Origin of the sequence: Microbacterium phyllosphaerae (assembly GCF_050628115.1) — a bacterium.
Lineage (GTDB): Bacteria > Actinomycetota > Actinomycetes > Actinomycetales > Microbacteriaceae > Microbacterium > Microbacterium phyllosphaerae_A.
Map to the genome: position 1 here is coordinate 2,456,154 of NZ_CP192502.1, position 16,595 is coordinate 2,472,748.

General features: G+C 67.7%; 15 protein-coding genes. 10 read left to right on the plus strand and 5 right to left on the minus strand.

What is annotated here, in order from left to right; genetic code table 11:
- Positions 1 to 2: 2 nt before the first annotated feature.
- From sdhA to sdhC, 3 genes are read right to left on the minus strand one after another with little or no spacing between them, the layout of a single operon-like run.
- Entirely contained in the window at positions 3 to 1,829 is a 1,827-nt protein-coding gene (gene sdhA / locus ACQ4LY_RS11600; protein ID WP_431071628.1) for a succinate dehydrogenase flavoprotein subunit, read from the minus strand.
- A gap of 19 nt (positions 1,830 to 1,848) precedes the next feature.
- Positions 1,849 to 2,292 (minus strand): succinate dehydrogenase hydrophobic membrane anchor subunit, encoded by a 444-nt coding sequence (locus ACQ4LY_RS11605; RefSeq protein ID WP_056312310.1) that lies wholly within the window; start codon positions 2,290 to 2,292, stop codon positions 1,849 to 1,851.
- Positions 2,292 to 2,726 (minus strand): succinate dehydrogenase, cytochrome b556 subunit, encoded by a 435-nt coding sequence (gene sdhC / locus ACQ4LY_RS11610; protein ID WP_116636409.1) that lies wholly within the window; start codon positions 2,724 to 2,726, stop codon positions 2,292 to 2,294. Before sdhC ends, ACQ4LY_RS11605 begins: the two co-directional genes overlap by 1 nt.
- Before the next feature lie 176 nt (positions 2,727 to 2,902).
- Between sdhC and ACQ4LY_RS11615 the strand changes: the two genes are divergently transcribed.
- The 10 genes from ACQ4LY_RS11615 (at position 2,903) to ACQ4LY_RS11660 (ending at position 14,421) form a co-directional block, all read left to right on the plus strand.
- Positions 2,903 to 4,018: a mannose-1-phosphate guanylyltransferase gene (locus ACQ4LY_RS11615; RefSeq protein WP_431071632.1), complete on the plus strand. Its 1,116-nt coding sequence runs from the start codon at positions 2,903 to 2,905 to the stop codon at positions 4,016 to 4,018.
- Between the two features lie 148 nt (positions 4,019 to 4,166).
- On the plus strand, positions 4,167 to 5,279 hold the full coding sequence (locus ACQ4LY_RS11620) for a BMP family lipoprotein (protein WP_431071635.1): 1,113 nt from the start codon (positions 4,167 to 4,169) through the stop codon (positions 5,277 to 5,279).
- Positions 5,280 to 5,440: 161 nt separating this feature from the next.
- The gene (locus ACQ4LY_RS11625; RefSeq protein ID WP_431071638.1) at positions 5,441 to 6,955 is read left to right on the plus strand and encodes an ABC transporter ATP-binding protein; all 1,515 of its coding nucleotides are present in this window, start codon (positions 5,441 to 5,443) and stop codon (positions 6,953 to 6,955) included.
- Positions 6,952 to 8,271, plus strand: coding sequence for an ABC transporter permease (locus ACQ4LY_RS11630; protein WP_431071641.1), 1,320 nt, complete (start codon positions 6,952 to 6,954; stop codon positions 8,269 to 8,271). Before ACQ4LY_RS11625 ends, ACQ4LY_RS11630 begins: the two co-directional genes overlap by 4 nt.
- Positions 8,268 to 9,554, plus strand: coding sequence for an ABC transporter permease (locus tag ACQ4LY_RS11635; RefSeq protein WP_431071644.1), 1,287 nt, complete (start codon positions 8,268 to 8,270; stop codon positions 9,552 to 9,554). The genes ACQ4LY_RS11630 and ACQ4LY_RS11635 overlap by 4 nt, the downstream gene beginning before the upstream one ends.
- A gap of 7 nt (positions 9,555 to 9,561) precedes the next feature.
- Complete coding sequence (locus ACQ4LY_RS11640) at positions 9,562 to 9,960, plus strand: cytidine deaminase (RefSeq protein ID WP_042536471.1); 399 nt, start codon at positions 9,562 to 9,564, stop codon at positions 9,958 to 9,960.
- Entirely contained in the window at positions 9,957 to 11,249 is a 1,293-nt protein-coding gene (locus ACQ4LY_RS11645) for a thymidine phosphorylase (RefSeq protein ID WP_431071647.1), read from the plus strand. The genes ACQ4LY_RS11640 and ACQ4LY_RS11645 overlap by 4 nt, the downstream gene beginning before the upstream one ends.
- Before the next feature lie 51 nt (positions 11,250 to 11,300).
- Positions 11,301 to 12,416: an adenosine deaminase gene (locus tag ACQ4LY_RS11650; protein ID WP_431071649.1), complete on the plus strand. Its 1,116-nt coding sequence runs from the start codon at positions 11,301 to 11,303 to the stop codon at positions 12,414 to 12,416.
- A gap of 57 nt (positions 12,417 to 12,473) precedes the next feature.
- Entirely contained in the window at positions 12,474 to 13,538 is a 1,065-nt protein-coding gene (locus tag ACQ4LY_RS11655) for a polysaccharide deacetylase family protein (protein ID WP_431071652.1), read from the plus strand.
- Positions 13,539 to 13,569: 31 nt separating this feature from the next.
- Complete coding sequence (locus ACQ4LY_RS11660; protein WP_431071654.1) at positions 13,570 to 14,421, plus strand: carbohydrate kinase family protein; 852 nt, start codon at positions 13,570 to 13,572, stop codon at positions 14,419 to 14,421.
- Between the two features lie 26 nt (positions 14,422 to 14,447).
- Here ACQ4LY_RS11660 and ACQ4LY_RS11665 read toward each other — a convergent pair whose 3' ends face one another.
- Entirely contained in the window at positions 14,448 to 15,197 is a 750-nt protein-coding gene (locus tag ACQ4LY_RS11665; RefSeq protein WP_431071657.1) for an alpha/beta hydrolase, read from the minus strand.
- Between the two features lie 48 nt (positions 15,198 to 15,245).
- The gene (locus tag ACQ4LY_RS11670; protein ID WP_431071659.1) at positions 15,246 to 16,553 is read right to left on the minus strand and encodes a flavin-containing monooxygenase; all 1,308 of its coding nucleotides are present in this window, start codon (positions 16,551 to 16,553) and stop codon (positions 15,246 to 15,248) included.
- Positions 16,554 to 16,595 lie beyond the last annotated feature (42 nt).

Below are 16,595 nucleotides of genomic sequence, written 5' to 3' on the forward strand. Positions count from 1 at the left end.
GCTCAGTACTTCCTCTCCATCGGCGGGTAGTTCAATTCGCCCTGGTCGTTCTTGGTGAACACGACGGGCTTCCAGTCGAGCTTGATGTGGTCGCTCGGGGTGGAGGAGTGCGGATCGCCCGTCAGGTAGGCCATCGTGTGCTTCATGTACTTCTCGTCGTCACGCGTCGGGAAGTCGTCGCGCATGTGACCGCCACGGCTCTCCTCGCGGTTCTGCGCGGCGTAGACGACGACCTCGGCGATGTCGAGGAGGAAGCCCAGCTCGACGGCCTCGAGCAGGTCGGTGTTGAACCGCTTGCCCTTGTCGTCGACGTGCACGTTCTTGTAGCGTTCCCGCAGCTCGGCGATCACTCCGAGCACATGCTGGAGGGAGTCGTGCGTGCGGAACACCTGCGCGCCCTTGTCCATCTCGTCCTGCAGCGCCTTGCGGAGCACGGCGATGCGCTCGGTGCCCTGGTTGTTGCGCAGGCCCTCGAGCATGTCGGAGACGAAGGCGGCCGGGTTCTCGGGAAGCGGCACGAAGTCGGCGGTCTGGACGTACTCGACCGCGTTGCGCCCCGAGCGCTTGCCGAACACGTTGATGTCGAGCAGCGAGTTGGTGCCGAGGCGGTTGGCGCCGTGCACCGAGACGCAGGCGCACTCGCCGGCGGCGTAGAGACCGGGGACGACCGTGTCGTTGTCGGCGAGGACCTCGCCGTTGTTGTTGGTCGGGATGCCACCCATCGCGTAGTGCGCGGTGGGCATGACCGGCACGGGCTCGACGACCGGGTCGACGCCCAGGTAGGTGCGGGCGAACTCGGTGATGTCGGGGAGCTTGGTCTCGAGGACCTCGGCGCCCAGGTGCGTGCAGTCCAGCAGCACGTAGTCCTTGTGGGGGCCTGCGCCGCGACCCTCCGCGACCTCCTGGACCATGCAGCGAGCGACGATGTCGCGGGGAGCGAGGTCCTTGATGGTCGGGGCGTAGCGCTCCATGAATCGCTCACCCGAGGCGTTGCGAAGGATCGCACCCTCGCCACGTGCGCCCTCGGTGAGGAGGATGCCGAGACCGGCGAGGCCGGTGGGGTGGAACTGGAAGAACTCGAGGTCCTCGAGGGGGAGGCCCTTGCGCCAGACGATGCCGACGCCGTCACCGGTGAGGGTGTGCGCGTTCGAGGTCGTCTTGAAGATCTTGCCGAATCCGCCGGTCGCGAAGATGACCGCCTTGGCCTGGAAGACGTGCAGCTCGCCGGTCGAGAGGTCGTACGCGACGACTCCCGAGACCTGGGTCTTGCCGTCGGCGTCCTTCACCGTGAGCAGATCGAGCACGTAGAACTCGTTGAAGAAGTTGATGCCGAGCTTGACGCAGTTCTGGAACAGCGTCTGCAGGATCATGTGACCGGTGCGGTCGGCGGCGTAGCAGGCGCGTCGGACCGGGGTCTTGCCGTGCTCGGCGGTGTGGCCGCCGAAGCGACGCTGGTCGATCTTGCCCTCGGGCGTGCGGTTGAAGGGCAGACCCATGTTCTCGAGGTCGATGACCGCGTCGATCGCCTCCTTCGCGAGGATCTCCGCAGCATCCTGGTCGACCAGGTAGTCGCCGCCCTTGACGGTGTCGAAGGTGTGCCACTCCCAGCTGTCTTCCTCGACGTTGGCGAGCGCAGCCGCCATGCCGCCCTGCGCCGCACCGGTGTGCGAACGCGTGGGGTACAGCTTGGAGATCACCGCGGTCTTCGCGCCGGGGCCGGCCTCGATCGCCGCGCGCATGCCGGCGCCGCCGGCGCCCACGATGACGATGTCGAACTGGTGGTAGTGCACACCGTCGCGCACGACGGAATCCTGGGTCTCGGTAGTCACTTCTCGTATGCCTTCTCTTCTACTTGCCCAGCGTCTGGCACTGTTCCCACAGCGTGCTCGTCTCGGTCACGCCGAGGCACGGGTCGAACGTGAAGACGACCAGGGTGCCGAGGATGATGAGCAGGGCTGCTGCCAGGCCCAGGGCCCAGGTCAGCGCCTTGCGAGCGGTGTTGTTCGTGACGTAGTCGTTGACGATCGTCCGCATGCCGTTGGCGCCGTGGATCAGGGCCAGCCAGAGCATGATGACGTCCCACCACTGCCAGAACGGCGTGGCGAACTTGCCCGCGATGAACGCGAAGTCGAGGGCGTGGATGCCCTCTCCGACCATCAGGTTGATGAACAGGTGGCCGAAGATCAGCACGACCAGCACCACGCCGGAGCCGCGCATGAAGAGCCAGCCCCACTTCTCGAGGTTGAATCCGCGCTGACGGCGGACGGGGGCGGCGACAGTCTGAGCGGTCATCAGTGTCCTCCTCCGAAGCCGGCGAAAGCGAGCATCAGGTGACGCGGCACGAAGCCGGCCATGATCACGACCCACACCGCGAGCACACCCCAGAACAGCTGGCGCTGGTACTTGGCGCCCTTCGACCAGAAGTCGACCGCGATGATGCGGAGGCCGTTCATCGCGTGGAACACGATTCCGGCGACCAGCACGACCTCGCCGAGCGCCATGATCGGGTTCTTATAGGTGCCGATGACGGCGTTGTACGCCTCGGGGGACACCCTGATGAGTGCAGTGTCGAGCACATGCACCAACAGGAAGAAGAAGATGGCGACTCCGGTGATGCGGTGAAGCACCCACGACCACATGCCTTCGCGACCCCGGTAGAGGGTGCCGCGAGGTGTCTTGGAAGTGGTTTCCGAAATCGACGGTGTCAAGCGAGCGCTTGTGGACACGGTCGTCCTCCCTGGATCGATGTGACTCGGTCGCGTGCGATGCGTGGTCCAAGCATGAGCCTGCTGCCAGGCACGGCCGATCGGACACCATCCTATTCCCGTGCGGCGCCTGTGGGCGACGAAGGGGAGCCTAACTATCTCGATGTCGAGATGTTCCGTCGGGATACCCTGGCTGGGTGAGCCAACCCATCAAGGACTTCTACGCAGTGATCCCCGCCGGCGGCATCGGCAGCCGGCTGTGGCCTCTGTCCCGCGCCGACGCCCCGAAGTTCCTCCACGATCTCACGGGGTCCGGGCATTCCCTGCTCCGCGACACGTGGGACAGGCTCGAGCCGCTCGCCGGTGCCGACCGCATCGCCGTGGTCACCGGGCGGGCGCACCGCGCGGCGGTCGAGGCGGAGCTGCCCGGCATTCCGGATCTGAACGTCTTCCTGGAGTCCGAGCCCCGGGAGTCGGCGGCGGCGATCGGGCTCGCCGCCGCGATCCTGCATCGCCGCGACCCCGACGTCATCATCGGCTCGTTCAGCGCCGATCACGTCATCCGGAGCACCCGCGTGTTCGAGTTCGCCGTGCGCGATGCGGTGGAGGTCGCACGCGAGGGATACATCTGCACGATCGGCATCGCCCCGTCGGAGCCCGCCATCGGGTTCGGTTACATAAAGAAGGGGCCGGAGCTCGTCGTCGACGGAGCACGCGAGGCCGCGCTGGTCGAGAGCTTCGTCGAGAAGCCGGATCTCGAGACCGCTCAGGCCTACTTCGCCGACCGGGGCTACCTCTGGAACGCGGGCATGTTCATCGCCAAGGCGAGCGTGCTCCTCGACGAGCTCGCCGCGAACGAACCCGCCCTGCACGCAGGACTGCTGGAACTCGCCGAGGCGTGGGATGACCGCGAGCGTCGCGGTCCGGCCGTCGACCGGATCTGGCCCGGTCTCAAGAAGATCGCGATCGACTACGCGGTGGCCGAGCCCGCCGCCCGGCGCGGACGCCTCGCCGTCGTTCCCGGCCACTTCGACTGGGACGACGTGGGGGACTTCGCGTCGCTCACGAAGCTCATCAACAACGGCCGCAAGAACGACCTCGCGGTGCTCGGTCCGAAGGCGCGCGTGCTCTCGGATGCCGCAAGCGGCATTCTGGTCAGTCAGACCTCTCGGGTGATCAGCCTCATCGGCGTGCAGGACATCGTCGTCGTCGACACCCCCGACGCGCTGTTGGTCACCACCGTGCAGCATGCTCAGCGGGTGAAGGGCGTCGTGGAGTCGCTCAAGCTCACGGGCCGGGGCGACGTGCTCTGATGAGCACCGACCGCCGCTCATCGGCTGTCTTGGTTTCAGCTTTGTAACCATTCGATTGCCGCTCGGGTGCGGGTATGCACAAAAGTCGAAACAGTAGGTAACTTTGAGCGATCCGCGAGGGCCGCGGGATCGTTGAGGGAGGCATGAGTTGACCATCTCCACCACCAAGAAGCTGCTCGGCGCGACAATCGCCGCGGGCGTCGTCTTCGCACTCGCCGGCTGTGGCCAGGCTCCGACCGAATCGGGCGGCAACGGGGGCGGGGATGCAGCATCCGATTTCCTCCCCTGCCTCGTCTCCGATGCCGGCGGTTGGAACGACAAGTCGTTCAACCAGTCCGCCAAGGAGGGCATGGACGCCGCCGCTGACGAGCTCGGCGTCAAGCCGCTCGAGTTCGAGTCGGCGAACGACAACGACTACGCGCCGAACCTCGAGACCGCGGTCTCGGAGGGATGCTCGCTGATCGTCGCAGTCGGGTTCAAGCTCTCGGCAGCGACCGTCGAGTCCGCTCTCGCCAACCCCGAGATCAACTACGCGATCATCGACGACTACGCGGACAACGACTTCGACGGCACCACCGACGCCCCGAACATCAAGCCGCTCGTCTTCGACACCGCTCAGGCCGCGTACCTCGGTGGCTACGCCGCCGCGAGCTGGTCGTCGGCTGCCGGCGTGAACAAGGTCGGCACCTTCGGCGGAATGCAGATCCCGTCGGTCGCGGTCTTCATGGACGGCTTCCAGCTCGGTGTCGAGAAGTACAACGAGGACAAGTCGGGTGCGGTCGAGGTCTTCGGCTGGGACACCGCCACGCAGAAGGGCTCCTTCACCGGCGGCTTCGACGCGAACGACACGGCCAAGCAGACCGCTCAGGGCGTGCTCGACCAGGGCGTCGACGTCATCCTCCCGGTCGGCGGTCCCGTCTACCAGAGCGCGGCTGCGGCAATCGCCGACAGCGGCAAGGACACGCTCCTCATCGGCGTCGACAGCGACCTCGCAGTCGCTGACGAGTCCGTGGCCGACGTCACGCTCTTCTCGATCATGAAGGCGATCGACGTCGCGGTCCAGGATGCGACGATCGCAGCCTCGAAGGGCGACTTCGATCCGGCTCCGTACGTCGGCACCCTCGAGAACGAGGGCGTGAAGCTCTCGGGCTTCGGCTCGTTCGAGGGCGACCTGCCCGACGGCCTGCTCGACGAGATCGCCGCTCTGCAGAAGCAGATCATCGACGGCGACATCACGGTGGAGTCCCCGAACTCCCCGTAAGTCATCGAGTTCCAGCGCGGGGCGAGTGGTGCAAGCGGCCACTCGCCCCGCGCCGTGGACGGACGACGATGACTGTTCACGGCGCACCCGGGCGATCCCCGAGGGATGCGCCGCAGATTCTTCAGACTCTTCTGGATGACACTTCTGGATAAGGTGCAGATATGAAGCTCGAACTCCGCGGCATCACCAAGCGGTTCGGAACCCTGGTGGCCAACGACCACATCGACCTGGTCGTCGAACCGGGGCAGATCCATGCGCTGCTCGGCGAGAACGGCGCAGGCAAATCGACCCTGATGAACGTCCTCTACGGGTTGTACCAGGCCGACGAGGGCGAGATCCTCCTGGACGACGTCGTCCAGCGGTTCCGCGGCCCCGGCGACGCGATGAACGCCGGCATCGGCATGGTGCACCAGCACTTCATGCTCGTCCCCGTGTTCACGGTGGCCGAGAACGTCATGCTCGGTCACGAGCAGACGAAGGGCGTCGGCACCCTCGACATCGCGAAGGCGCGCGAGCACGTGCGCTCCGTCGCCGCGCGCTTCGGCTTCGACATCGACCCTGACGCGATCGTCGGCGACCTGCCCGTCGGAGTGCAGCAGCGCGTCGAGATCATCAAGGCACTCTCGCGCGACGCCAAGGTGCTCGTGTTCGACGAGCCCACCGCCGTGCTCACCCCTCAGGAGACCGACGAGCTGATGGGCATCATGCGCCAGCTCCGCGACGAGGGCACAGCGATCGTCTTCATCACCCACAAGCTGCGTGAGGTCCGCGAGGTCGCGGACACCATCACCATCGTGCGCCTCGGCCGCATCGTCGGAGAGGCGTCGCCCACCGCGACGAACGGCGAGCTGGCTTCGCTCATGGTCGGACGCGCGGTCGAGCTCACCGTGCACAAGGACGCGCCGCGCCTGGGCGACGGCGGCCTCGAGGTGAAGGGCCTGCGGGTTCTCACCTCCGCCGGCGCGATCGTCGTCGACAACGTCGACTTCACCGTGCGACCCGGCGAGGTCCTCGCCGTCGCCGGTGTGCAGGGCAACGGACAGACCGAGCTCGTCGAGGCCATCGTCGGTCTCGCGGCCCGTGTCGAAGGCTCCATCTCCCTCGACGGCACCCAGCTCGTCGGCAAGAGCGTGCGAGCGATCCTCGACGCCGGTGTCGGCTTCGTCCCCGAGGACCGCACCGAAGACGGCCTCGTCGCCGCCTTCTCGGTCGCCGAGAACCTCATCCTCGACCGCTCCGGCGATCCCGAGTTCAGCCGCGGCGGCACTCTGCGCCGCGCAGCGCTCGAGGAATTCGCCCACGCGCGCATCAAGGAGTACGACATCCGCGCCCAGGGCCCGCACACTCCGGCGGGGACTCTCTCCGGCGGAAACCAGCAGAAGGTCGTGATCGCTCGCGAGATGAGCCGTGAGCTCCGGCTGCTCGTGGCGGCGCAGCCGACCCGTGGGGTCGACGTGGGCTCGATCGAGTTCATCCACAAGCGCATCATCGAGACGCGTGACGCCGGCATCCCCGTCGTCGTGGTCTCGACGGAGCTCGACGAAGTCGCAGCTCTCGCCGACCGCATCGCGGTCATGTACCGAGGCACGATCGTCGGGATCGTTCCCGGCGACACCCCGCGCGAGACGCTGGGTCTGATGATGGCGGGCGCCGCCGAGGGAGAGGTGGCCGCATGAGCGGTTCGACGCCACAGGCCGGGGGAGCGGGCACCGAGGGTTCCGGTGACCAGCTCTCGGTGAACACCACCACGACCCTCCGCGATCCCGTTGATGTGCCGCCGCCCCCTCGGGGCAACGTGATCCTCAAGGAGATGCTGCGCGGCAGCGCGGTGACCACGATCCTGGCGATCTTCCTCGCGCTCGTCGTCGGCGGCATCCTGATCGCCTTCACCAACGAAGACGTGATCGAGGCCTCCGGCTACTTCTTCTCGCGTCCGACCGACACGATCGCCGCGGCGTGGAACGCCGTCTACAACGGCTATGAAGCGCTGTTCCGCGGAGCGATCTTCAACGCGCGAGGTGCGGACTTCGCCGCGCAGATCCGCCCGCTCACGAACACCCTCGGATTCGCGGCGCCGCTGATCGCCGCCGGACTCGGCGTGGCGCTCGCGTTCCGCGTCGGCCTGTTCAACATCGGTGCGCGCGGGCAGATGCTCATCGGCGTCGCGGTCGCAGGTCTCCTGACGTTCCAGCTCGACCTGCCGTTCTGGCTGCACATCCCCGTCACGCTGATCGCCGGCATCGCCGGTGGCGCTCTGTGGGGAGCGATCGCCGGTCTGCTCAAGGCGAAGACGGGCGCCCACGAGGTGATCCTCACGATCATGCTCAACTACGTGGCCTACTACCTGCTCCTGTGGATGATCCGCACCCCTGGCCTCCTGCAGAAGCCCGGCACGAACCAGGCGCTCGGATACGCGACCCCTGAGAGCGCGCAGTTCCCCTCGCTCCTCGGCCCGCAGTTCCCCCTGCTCGACCTCGGCTTCGTCATCGTCATCATCGCGACCCTGTTCGTCTGGTGGCTCATCGAGAGGTCGTCGCTCGGCATGCGCATGCGCGCCGTGGGTGAGAACCCGCATGCGGCTCGCGCCGCGGGCATCAGCGTGCAGCGCGTGTACGTCTACGCCATGCTGCTCGCGGGTGCTCTCGCCGGTCTCGCCGGGATGAACCAGGTCCAGGGTGCGGTCACGACCGGAATCACCGAGACCATCGATGCCGGCATCGGCTTCGATGCGATCACGGTCGCCCTGCTCGGACGCAGCCGCGCCTGGGGCACGTTCGCCGCCGGCATCCTGTTCGGTGCGCTGAAGGCCGGATCGTTCTCGATGCAGGCCCAGGACATCCCGGTCGACATCGTGCTCGTCGTGCAGTCGCTCGTCGTGCTGTTCATCGCCGCGCCGCCGCTGCTGCGCACGGTGTTCTTCCTTCCCAAGACCGACGCGGAGAAGGCTGCCAAGGCGAGAGCCAAGGCCGCGAAGAAGGCGGTGACCGCATGACCTCCCTCGTCCAGAGTGAAGCCGCCGACGGAACCGTGCAGCTCGCCACCGTGCGCGAGCGGCACCTGAAGGCGCCGATCGTACTCGCCGCAGCCACCGTGCTGCTGGCCCTCCTGTTCCTGCTCGTGCCGCGCACCGGCACCAGCAGCTTCCGACTCAATGACCCGTCGTCGCCGTTCGCGCTGGCGGATGTGGCGCTGCCGACCGGGCCGACCAGCTGGGTCGTCATCGTGATCCTGGCGCTGCTGTCGGTTGTCGCGTTCCTGCGGGCCTGGTCGTATCGCAAGGCGTCGATGTGGCTGGTGATCGCCTTCAGCGTGCTCGCCGTCTTCGGATTCCTCGTGTGGGCCGGCGCCGGCGGACTCGTGCCCGTCAGCAGCCTGCTCTTCGGAGCGGTCTCGCTCTCGGTCCCGCTCGTGTTCGGAGCGCTCGGCGGCGTCATCGGCGAGCGTGCCGGTGTCGTCAACGTCGCGATCGAGGGGCAGCTGCTCCTCGGAGCGTTCTCGGCAGCGCTGCTCTCGAGCATCACCGGCAGCCCGTTCATCGGGCTCCTGGGCGCGATGCTCGGCGGCGTGCTCGTGGCCGCCGTGCTCGCCGCGTTCGCCATCAAGTACCTCGTCGAGCAGGTGATCGTCGGTGTGGTGCTCAACGTCCTCGTCAGCGGCCTCACCGGGTTCCTCTACGGGGCACTGCTCGCGCCGAACGAGGCCGCCCTCAACACGCCGGTGCGCTTCAGCCGCATCGAGATCCCGCTGCTCAGCGACATCCCGATCATCGGACCGGTGCTGTTCAACCAGACGTTCATCGTCTACCTCATGTTCATCACCGTCGCGATCGTCGCCTGGGGTCTGTACCGCACGAAGTGGGGACTCCGGGTCCGTGCCGTGGGTGAGCACCCGCAGGCCGCCGACACCGTCGGCATCAAGGTGAACGCGACGCGATTCTGGAATGTCCTGCTCGCGGGTGCGATTGCGGGCATCGGAGGCGCGTACTTCACGCTCGTCTCGGTGCCGCAGTTCGGCAAGGACATGACGGCGGGGCTCGGCTTCATCGCCCTCGCCGCAGTGATCTTCGGACGCTGGGACCCGATACGCGCGACGCTCGCCGCTCTGCTGTTCGGCTTCGCGACGAACCTGCAGAATCTGCTGTCGATCCTGAAGACGCCGATCCCCGGCGAGTTCATGCTGATGCTGCCGTACGTGGTCACGCTGCTCGCGGTCGCCGGGTTCGCAGGTCAGATCCGTGGACCCGCAGCCAGCGGCAAGCCGTACATCAAGTCCTAGGAGCGACATGACAGACATCGACTGGGACGAACTCCGTCAGGTCGCGACCGACGCCATGACGAAGGCGTACGCGCCGTACTCCCGTTACCGGGTGGGCGCGGCCGCTCTCGTCGGCGACGGACGGATCGTCGCCGGCTGCAACGTCGAGAACGCCTCCTACGGCGTGACGCTGTGCGCCGAGTGCGCGCTGGTCGGCGACCTGCACATGTCGGGCGGCGGCCAGCTCGTCGCCTTCGTGTGCGTCAACAACGACGGGCAGACGATCATGCCGTGCGGCCGTTGCCGCCAGCTGCTCTACGAACACGCGATGCCCGGGATGCTGCTGGAGACCGTCTCCGGCATCCGGACCATCGACGAAGTACTGCCGGATGCGTTCGGCCCCCGAGACCTGGAGGACGCCCGATGAGCGTTGAGCCCTTCGACGCCGTCGATGTGATCCGTGCCAAGCGCGACGGAGGCGTGGTGCCCGAGAAGGCGCTGCGCTGGATGGTCGACGCGTACACGCGCGGCTACGTGTCGGACGCGCAGATGGCGTCGTTCGCGATGGCTGTGTTCCAGCGCGGCATGGAGCGCGATGAGATCCGTGTGCTCACCGATGCGATGATCGCGTCGGGGGAGCGGATGAGCTTCGCGACGCTCGGCAAGAAGACGGTCGACAAGCACTCCACCGGTGGGGTCGGCGACAAGATCACCCTGCCGCTCGCGCCGCTCGTCGCGGTATTCGGCGTCGCCGTGCCGCAGCTCTCGGGCCGCGGCCTCGGCCACACCGGCGGTACTCTCGACAAGCTCGAGTCGATCCCCGGCTGGCGCGCCGCCCTCAGCAACGAAGAGATGTTCGCCCAGATGCAGGGCGACGTCGGTGCCGTCATCTGCGCCGCAGGCTCCGGCCTCGCCCCCGCCGACAAGAAGCTCTACGCGCTGCGCGACGTCACCGGCACGGTCGAGGCGATCCCCCTGATCGCTTCGAGCATCATGTCGAAGAAGATCGCCGAGGGCACCGACGCCCTGGTGCTCGACGTGAAGTTCGGCTCGGGAGCGTTCATGCAGGACATCGACCGTGCCCGAGAGCTGGCCCGCACGATGGTCGCTCTCGGCACCGACTCGGGTGTCGCCACGACCGCGCTGCTCACCGACATGAACGTGCCCCTCGGCCTCGCCATCGGCAACGCGAACGAGGTCCGCGAATCCGTCGAGGTACTCGGCGGAGGAGGCCCCTCGGATGTCCGCGAGCTGACGATCGCGCTAGCTCGCGAGATGCTCTCGCTGGCGGGCCAGCCGGATGCCGATGTCGAGGCCGCTCTCGACGACGGCCGAGCGATGGACAGCTGGAAGGCCATGATCCGCGCGCAGGACGGCGACCCTGACGCTCCGCTGCCGACCGCCCGCGAGACCCACGTGGTCACGGCTCCGTCCGACGGCGTCGTCTCGCAGATGGACGCGCTGCCGTTCGGCATCGCCGCCTGGCGTCTCGGTGCGGGGCGCGCGCGGGCGGAGGACCCTGTGGTGTTCGAGGCCGGCATCGATCTGCACGCGAAGCCCGGCGATCGTGTCGTCGCGGGGCAGCCCCTGTTCACGCTCTCCGCGGCCGACGAGGCGCGGTTCCCGCGGGCACTCGAGGCGCTGGAGGGATCCTGGGCGATCGGTGCCGAGGCTCCCGCCGGGGGCCCGATCGTGCGCGAGCGCATCACGGCCTGATCCGCTGACCGCTAGCCTGAACTGAGCGAATCAGCGACCGAGAGGATTTTCATGTCGATCGACGCGAACGGTGATGTCACCATCCAGGGAGCATCCCTGCGCAGCCTGCCCAAGGTGTCGCTGCACGACCACCTGGACGGCGCCGTGCGGCCGTCGACGATCATCGAGCTGGCGGATGCGATCGGCCTCGAGGTCCCGGAGTCGAAGCCCGCAGCTCTCGGCAAGTGGTTCGCGAAGAAGAGCGACTCCGGTTCGCTCGTCGAGTACCTGAAGACCTTCGATCTGACGACCGCCGTCATGCAGACGAAAGAGGGCCTGACCCGCGTCGCACGCGAGTTCGTGCAGGACCTCGCGGCGGATGGCGTCATCTACGGCGAAGTGCGCTGGGCTCCGGAACAGCACCTCACCCGCGGACTCACGCTCGAGCAGACCGTCGAGGCGGTGCAGCAGGGCATCGAGGAGGGTGAGGATGCCGCTGATCGAGCCGGCCACAGCATCCGCGTCGGCCAGCTGATCACCGCGATGCGCCACACCGACCGCTCGCTCGAGATCGCTGAGCTCGCAGTGGACTTCCGCGGTCGCGGAGCGGTCGGCTTCGACATCGCAGGCCCGGAGGACGGCTTCCCCGCCTCGAACCACCGCAAGGCGTTCGACTACCTCGCCGAGAACTTCTTCCCCGTCACGGTGCACGCCGGTGAGGCCGCAGGCCCTGCATCGATTCGCTCGGCCCTGCTCGACGGGCGCGCGCTGCGCCTCGGCCACGGTGTGCGGATCGCAGAGGACCTGCAGGTCATCACGCAGGAGGGGGACGAGGTGCAGGTGCAGTTCGGCGACCTCGCGCGGTGGGTGCGCGACCGGGAGATCCCGCTCGAGCTCTCGCCGTCGTCGAACCTCCAGACCGGGGCGATCGCGGCCTGGGGCGACACGCTCGCCGACCACCCGTTCGATCTGCTCTACCAGCTCGGCTTCGCCGTCACGGTGAACGTCGACAACCGCACGATGAGTGCGACCTCGCTCACGCGCGAACTCGCGAACCTGGTCGAGACGTTCGAGTACGACCTGGACGACCTCGAGACATTCCAGTTCAACGCCGCGGCCGGAGCCTTCCTGCCCGTCGAGGAGCGCGAGGAGCTCGTCGAGATGATCGCAGAAGGATTCGACGTCTGAGACATGGGCAACTGAGTCATGGCTTCCGGGGGGAAGCGACGCCGAGTAGGCATCGCAGTGGTCATCAGCGCCGTCATCGTGCTTGCAGCAGGTGCGGCCGCAGCATACGCGTGGTTCACCCGCGAGCCTGAGGAGGTCGTCCCGAGGGCGACAGCGGCGGTCATCGAGCGTCCGCTGACGGCGGCCCAGCAGATCGTCGCCGACGCCGACGATCCGCTGGCGTGCGCCGTGAGCTTCATCGGTGACGGTGCACCGCTTGACCCGTCGCTGCAGTGGCAGAACGCGCTCTATGCCGGCCTCCCGATCCCGGCACAGGACGGACGTGTGTTCGCGGGCTGGTACGCGAGCGAGGCGGATGCGGCGGCGTTCACCGTCGCGGAACGGATCAACGGCGCCGACCCCGTCGTCTGCGTCGATCAGCAGGTCGACCTGTTCGCCGGGTGGACGACGCCCGAAGCGAACGCCGCTGCCGCCGTGCAGGTGCCGATCCTGATGTACCACCAGTTCACGGCGAACCCCGAGGGCGAGACGGGGTGGCTGCGCGGCAATTATGCGTACATCGGCGACTTCGACGCGCAGATGAACCACATCGCGACGACCGGCTTCTACCTCCCGACCTGGGATGAGCTCAGCGCGTTCATCGACGGCAGGCTCTCGCTCCCCGCGCGTTCGGTGGTCATCACCGACGACGACGCCGATCAGACCTGGTTCGACCTGGCGGTGCCCGTGATCGACAGGTACAAGCTGCTCTCGACGTCGTTCATGATCACCGCCTACCGTCAGGATCCACCTCCGTCGCTCTACGTGCTGCGCCGGTCGCACACGAACGACATGCATCAGGCCGGCGAGAACGGTAAGGGCCGGATGGTGAACTGGACGGCCGACGAGATCGCCGCAGACCTCAACGCCTCGGCCGATGTGCTCGGCGTGCGCGAGGTGATCGCCTATCCGTTCGGTCACTACGACGACACCGCGAAGCAGGGCGTCGCCCAGGCCGGGTTCGAGATGGCCAGGACGATCGAGCCCGGCTACGTCGAGATCGGGACGGACAAGCTCGCCCTGCCCGTCGTCCGCATCGACTACGGCATGGGGTTGGACTCGCTGATCAAGCGAATCGGCTGACCTGACGCTCGGGCGCGGCAGGATGGAGCCCATGACCGCATCCGTCTTCATCGCGGGCCCCGCTTCGTGGAACTCGATCGTCGTGCTCGACAGGCTTCCCGAGCCCGTGCCGCACATGCAGTTCGCTGAGGAGAGCTGGGAGACCCTCGGAGGCACCAGCGCGGGCAAGGCGCTCAGCCTGACGGGTCTCGGACGCCGGACGCTGTTGTACGCGCTGACTGCGTCGGATGAGCCGGGGGAGCGCGTGCGCGGCGCCCTTGAGAGAGCAGGGGTACGCGTGGTGTGGGGTGACGGCGATGCCACCGAGCGCCACCTCAACCTCATGACGCGGGAGGGCGGCAGGGTGTCGCTCTACCTCGCGTCGCCGTCGGCCACCGATGGCGACGATGACAAGGTGATCGAGGCCGCGATGGCCTCGTCCGATGCGATCGTGCTCGACCTCGCCGCGGAGCCGCTGAGGCTTCTCCCCGCGGCGATGTCCACCGGTCGCCCGATCTGGGTCGACGTGCACGACTACGACGGTGAGGCCGACTTCCACCGTCCGTTCCTCGCCGCGGCCGACGCGGTGTTCTGCAACGCCGACCGCCTCGACGACCCGGTCGCGTTCCTCCGCTCCCGAATAGAGGCGGGTGCATCGCTCGCGGTGTGCACTCTCGGCGCGGAGGGCGCGGTGGCGATCGATGCCGACGGCACGGAGCACCGGGTGCCGGCGGCGCCCGCCGAGGTGGTCGACACGAACGGCGCAGGTGACGCGTTCCTCGCAGGTGTGCTCGATGCCCGCCTCGAAGGTCTCGACCTGCCGACCGCGCTCGCGGCGGGGGCACGGACGGCATCCCTCGTGCTCGGCACCAGACACCTGCATCCGCTGCTCGAACGCGGCTGACGCTCCGCCCGGTCCGTCGGCGCCGCTCAGCTCCGGGGAAGCTCGGCCATGAAGGAATTCAGTATCTCGGCGACCTGCGCGTGCATCTCGTCGTCCGTGATCGTCGGCTCCCCGTCGCCCGACTGGGGGCCGTAGTCGCCGAACGACGCGTGGGATGCGCCCTCGATCTCGACCATCTCGGCATCGGTCGGGAGGAGGTCCCGGGCCGCGTCGATCTTCTCGGGCGTCGACAGTCCGTCCTCGCTGCCCGAGATGCTGAGCACGGCGAGATCGCTGTCGGAGAGGTCGTTCGAGCAGTACGAGCCGAACAGCACGAGCGCCTCGGCGTCGGCCGCCAGCTGGCAGGCGCGCACTCCGCCCAGCGAGTGCCCGCCGATGGCCCAGTCGTCGATGTCGGGGGCAGCGGACGTGAAGGCGTCGAGTCCACGCAGGTCGAAGAACGCGAGGTTCAGCCACGGGCGTGTGATCACGACGGTGACACCCTCTTCGGCGAGGCCCTGCAGGATCGGGGCATACGCCCACGGGTCCACCTTCGCACCGGGGACGAAGACCAGGCCGAGGTCGGATTCTCCGTCGGCCGGAGTCATCACGATGCCCTGCTCGGCATCCTCGATGTGGATGGCGGGATTCTCGCGGACTGTTGCCAGCGGGGCCTGCTCGGCGGGCATCACCCCGATCTGGCTCCAGGCGACGATGCCGCCGATTCCGAGCACGAGGACGGCGACGAGTCCCCAGACGATCACCTTCAGGACACGACGGCCACGCTTCTTCTGCACAGGATCAACGTTAGGGCTTGCGCGTGTGAACAGCCTCGGGGCCGATGATCACCCGCGACGGTGAGGCGCGGGGCTCTCGAGCGCTTCCCGCTCGCGGCGGACCGCAGCGCGGTAGGCGTCCTTGTTGACGTAGTACGCCATGCGCGCGAGCCCGAGGTAGCGGTAGCCGCCGGTGAGGTCGGGCCACGGCCGCGTGGACACCCGCTCGCGGAACCGCGCCGCGTTCGCGGCGTCGTGCTCCACGGCGTCGAGATAGCCGGCGAGCAGGTCGGCCTGCTCGTAGCGGCCCTGCCAGCCGATGCCCGAGGCCTCGATCATGCCCATCACATACAGGCCGTTGAACGAGGCGGGGAAGATGTTGAGGAACAGCCGGGGAGCTGCGCCCTGCCACTGCAGATGTCGTCGATCCACGAAGGGGTAGTCGAGGGTGTAGCCGGTCGCGAGCAGCACGAGGTCGTAGTCGTCGGCTGTACCGTCGCGGAACCGCACGGTCGGCCCGTCGAAGCGGTCGATGTCCGGTCGGATGTGCAGATCCCCCTGCCCGAGGTGGTTGAGCACCATGGTGTTGACGATCGGGTGCGATTCGTAGATGTGGTAGTCCGGCTTCGGGAACCCGAAGCGCACGGGATCGCCCGTGAACGCCTTGAGCACACGGCTGTCGACGGCCTGCTTGAGGCGGGCGGGAAGCGGTCTGCCCTGATTCAAGGTGTCGCTGGGCCTTCCGAACAGGTAGCGCGGCACGAAGTAGTAGCCGCGGCGCACGCTCATGTCGACCGAGGCTGCGTGGTGCACGGCATCGACCGCGATATCGCATCCGGAGTTGCCCGCACCGATCAGGAGCACCCTCTTGCCGGCGAGCTGCGCGGGAGACCTGTAAGAGCTCGTGTGCATCAGCTCGCCGCTGAAGGCACCGCGGAACCGCGGGATGTTCGGCTCGGCCAAGGTGCCGTTCGCGAGCACGACGCCCGCATACCGATGCGTCTCCTCGCCCGACGGCCCTGTGCACGTGAGGTCCCAGCCGCCGTCACGCGGCTCGAGTCGGGTGACCGCGGTCTCGAACCGGAACAGCTCGGCGAGCCCGAAATGCTCGGCGTAGTCCTCGAAGTACTCCCGCAGCACGCGGTGGCCTGGATAGTCGACGGTCGAGCGCATCGGGAACTCGGTGAACTCGGTCGTGGTGCGCGACGAGATCAGGTGCGCGGACTCGTACATGGTGCTGCGGGGGTTGTCGATGTCCCACAGCCCGCCGACGCCCGACGAGGCCTCGTAGCCGTCGATGCCGATCCCGCGTCTGGTGAGCGCCCGCGCGGCCGCGAGTCCGGACGGCCCTGCGCCGATGATCGCGTACCTGTTCATGCTGCTCCCCGCACTCCTGCGTGCTCGCACCTCACGCCCCCT

Coding starts and splice junctions, on each gene's coding strand:
- ACQ4LY_RS11605 (WP_056312310.1), bottom strand. CDS start 2,292: ATGACCGCTCAGACTGTCGCCGCCCCCGTCCGCCGTCAGCGCGGATTC.
- ACQ4LY_RS11625 (WP_431071638.1), top strand. CDS start 5,441: ATGAAGCTCGAACTCCGCGGCATCACCAAGCGGTTCGGAACCCTGGTG.
- ACQ4LY_RS11630 (WP_431071641.1), top strand. CDS start 6,952: ATGAGCGGTTCGACGCCACAGGCCGGGGGAGCGGGCACCGAGGGTTCC.
- ACQ4LY_RS11635 (WP_431071644.1), top strand. CDS start 8,268: ATGACCTCCCTCGTCCAGAGTGAAGCCGCCGACGGAACCGTGCAGCTC.
- ACQ4LY_RS11640 (WP_042536471.1), top strand. CDS start 9,562: ATGACAGACATCGACTGGGACGAACTCCGTCAGGTCGCGACCGACGCC.
- ACQ4LY_RS11645 (WP_431071647.1), top strand. CDS start 9,957: ATGAGCGTTGAGCCCTTCGACGCCGTCGATGTGATCCGTGCCAAGCGC.
- ACQ4LY_RS11650 (WP_431071649.1), top strand. CDS start 11,301: ATGTCGATCGACGCGAACGGTGATGTCACCATCCAGGGAGCATCCCTG.
- ACQ4LY_RS11660 (WP_431071654.1), top strand. CDS start 13,570: ATGACCGCATCCGTCTTCATCGCGGGCCCCGCTTCGTGGAACTCGATC.
- ACQ4LY_RS11670 (WP_431071659.1), bottom strand. CDS start 16,553: ATGAACAGGTACGCGATCATCGGCGCAGGGCCGTCCGGACTCGCGGCC.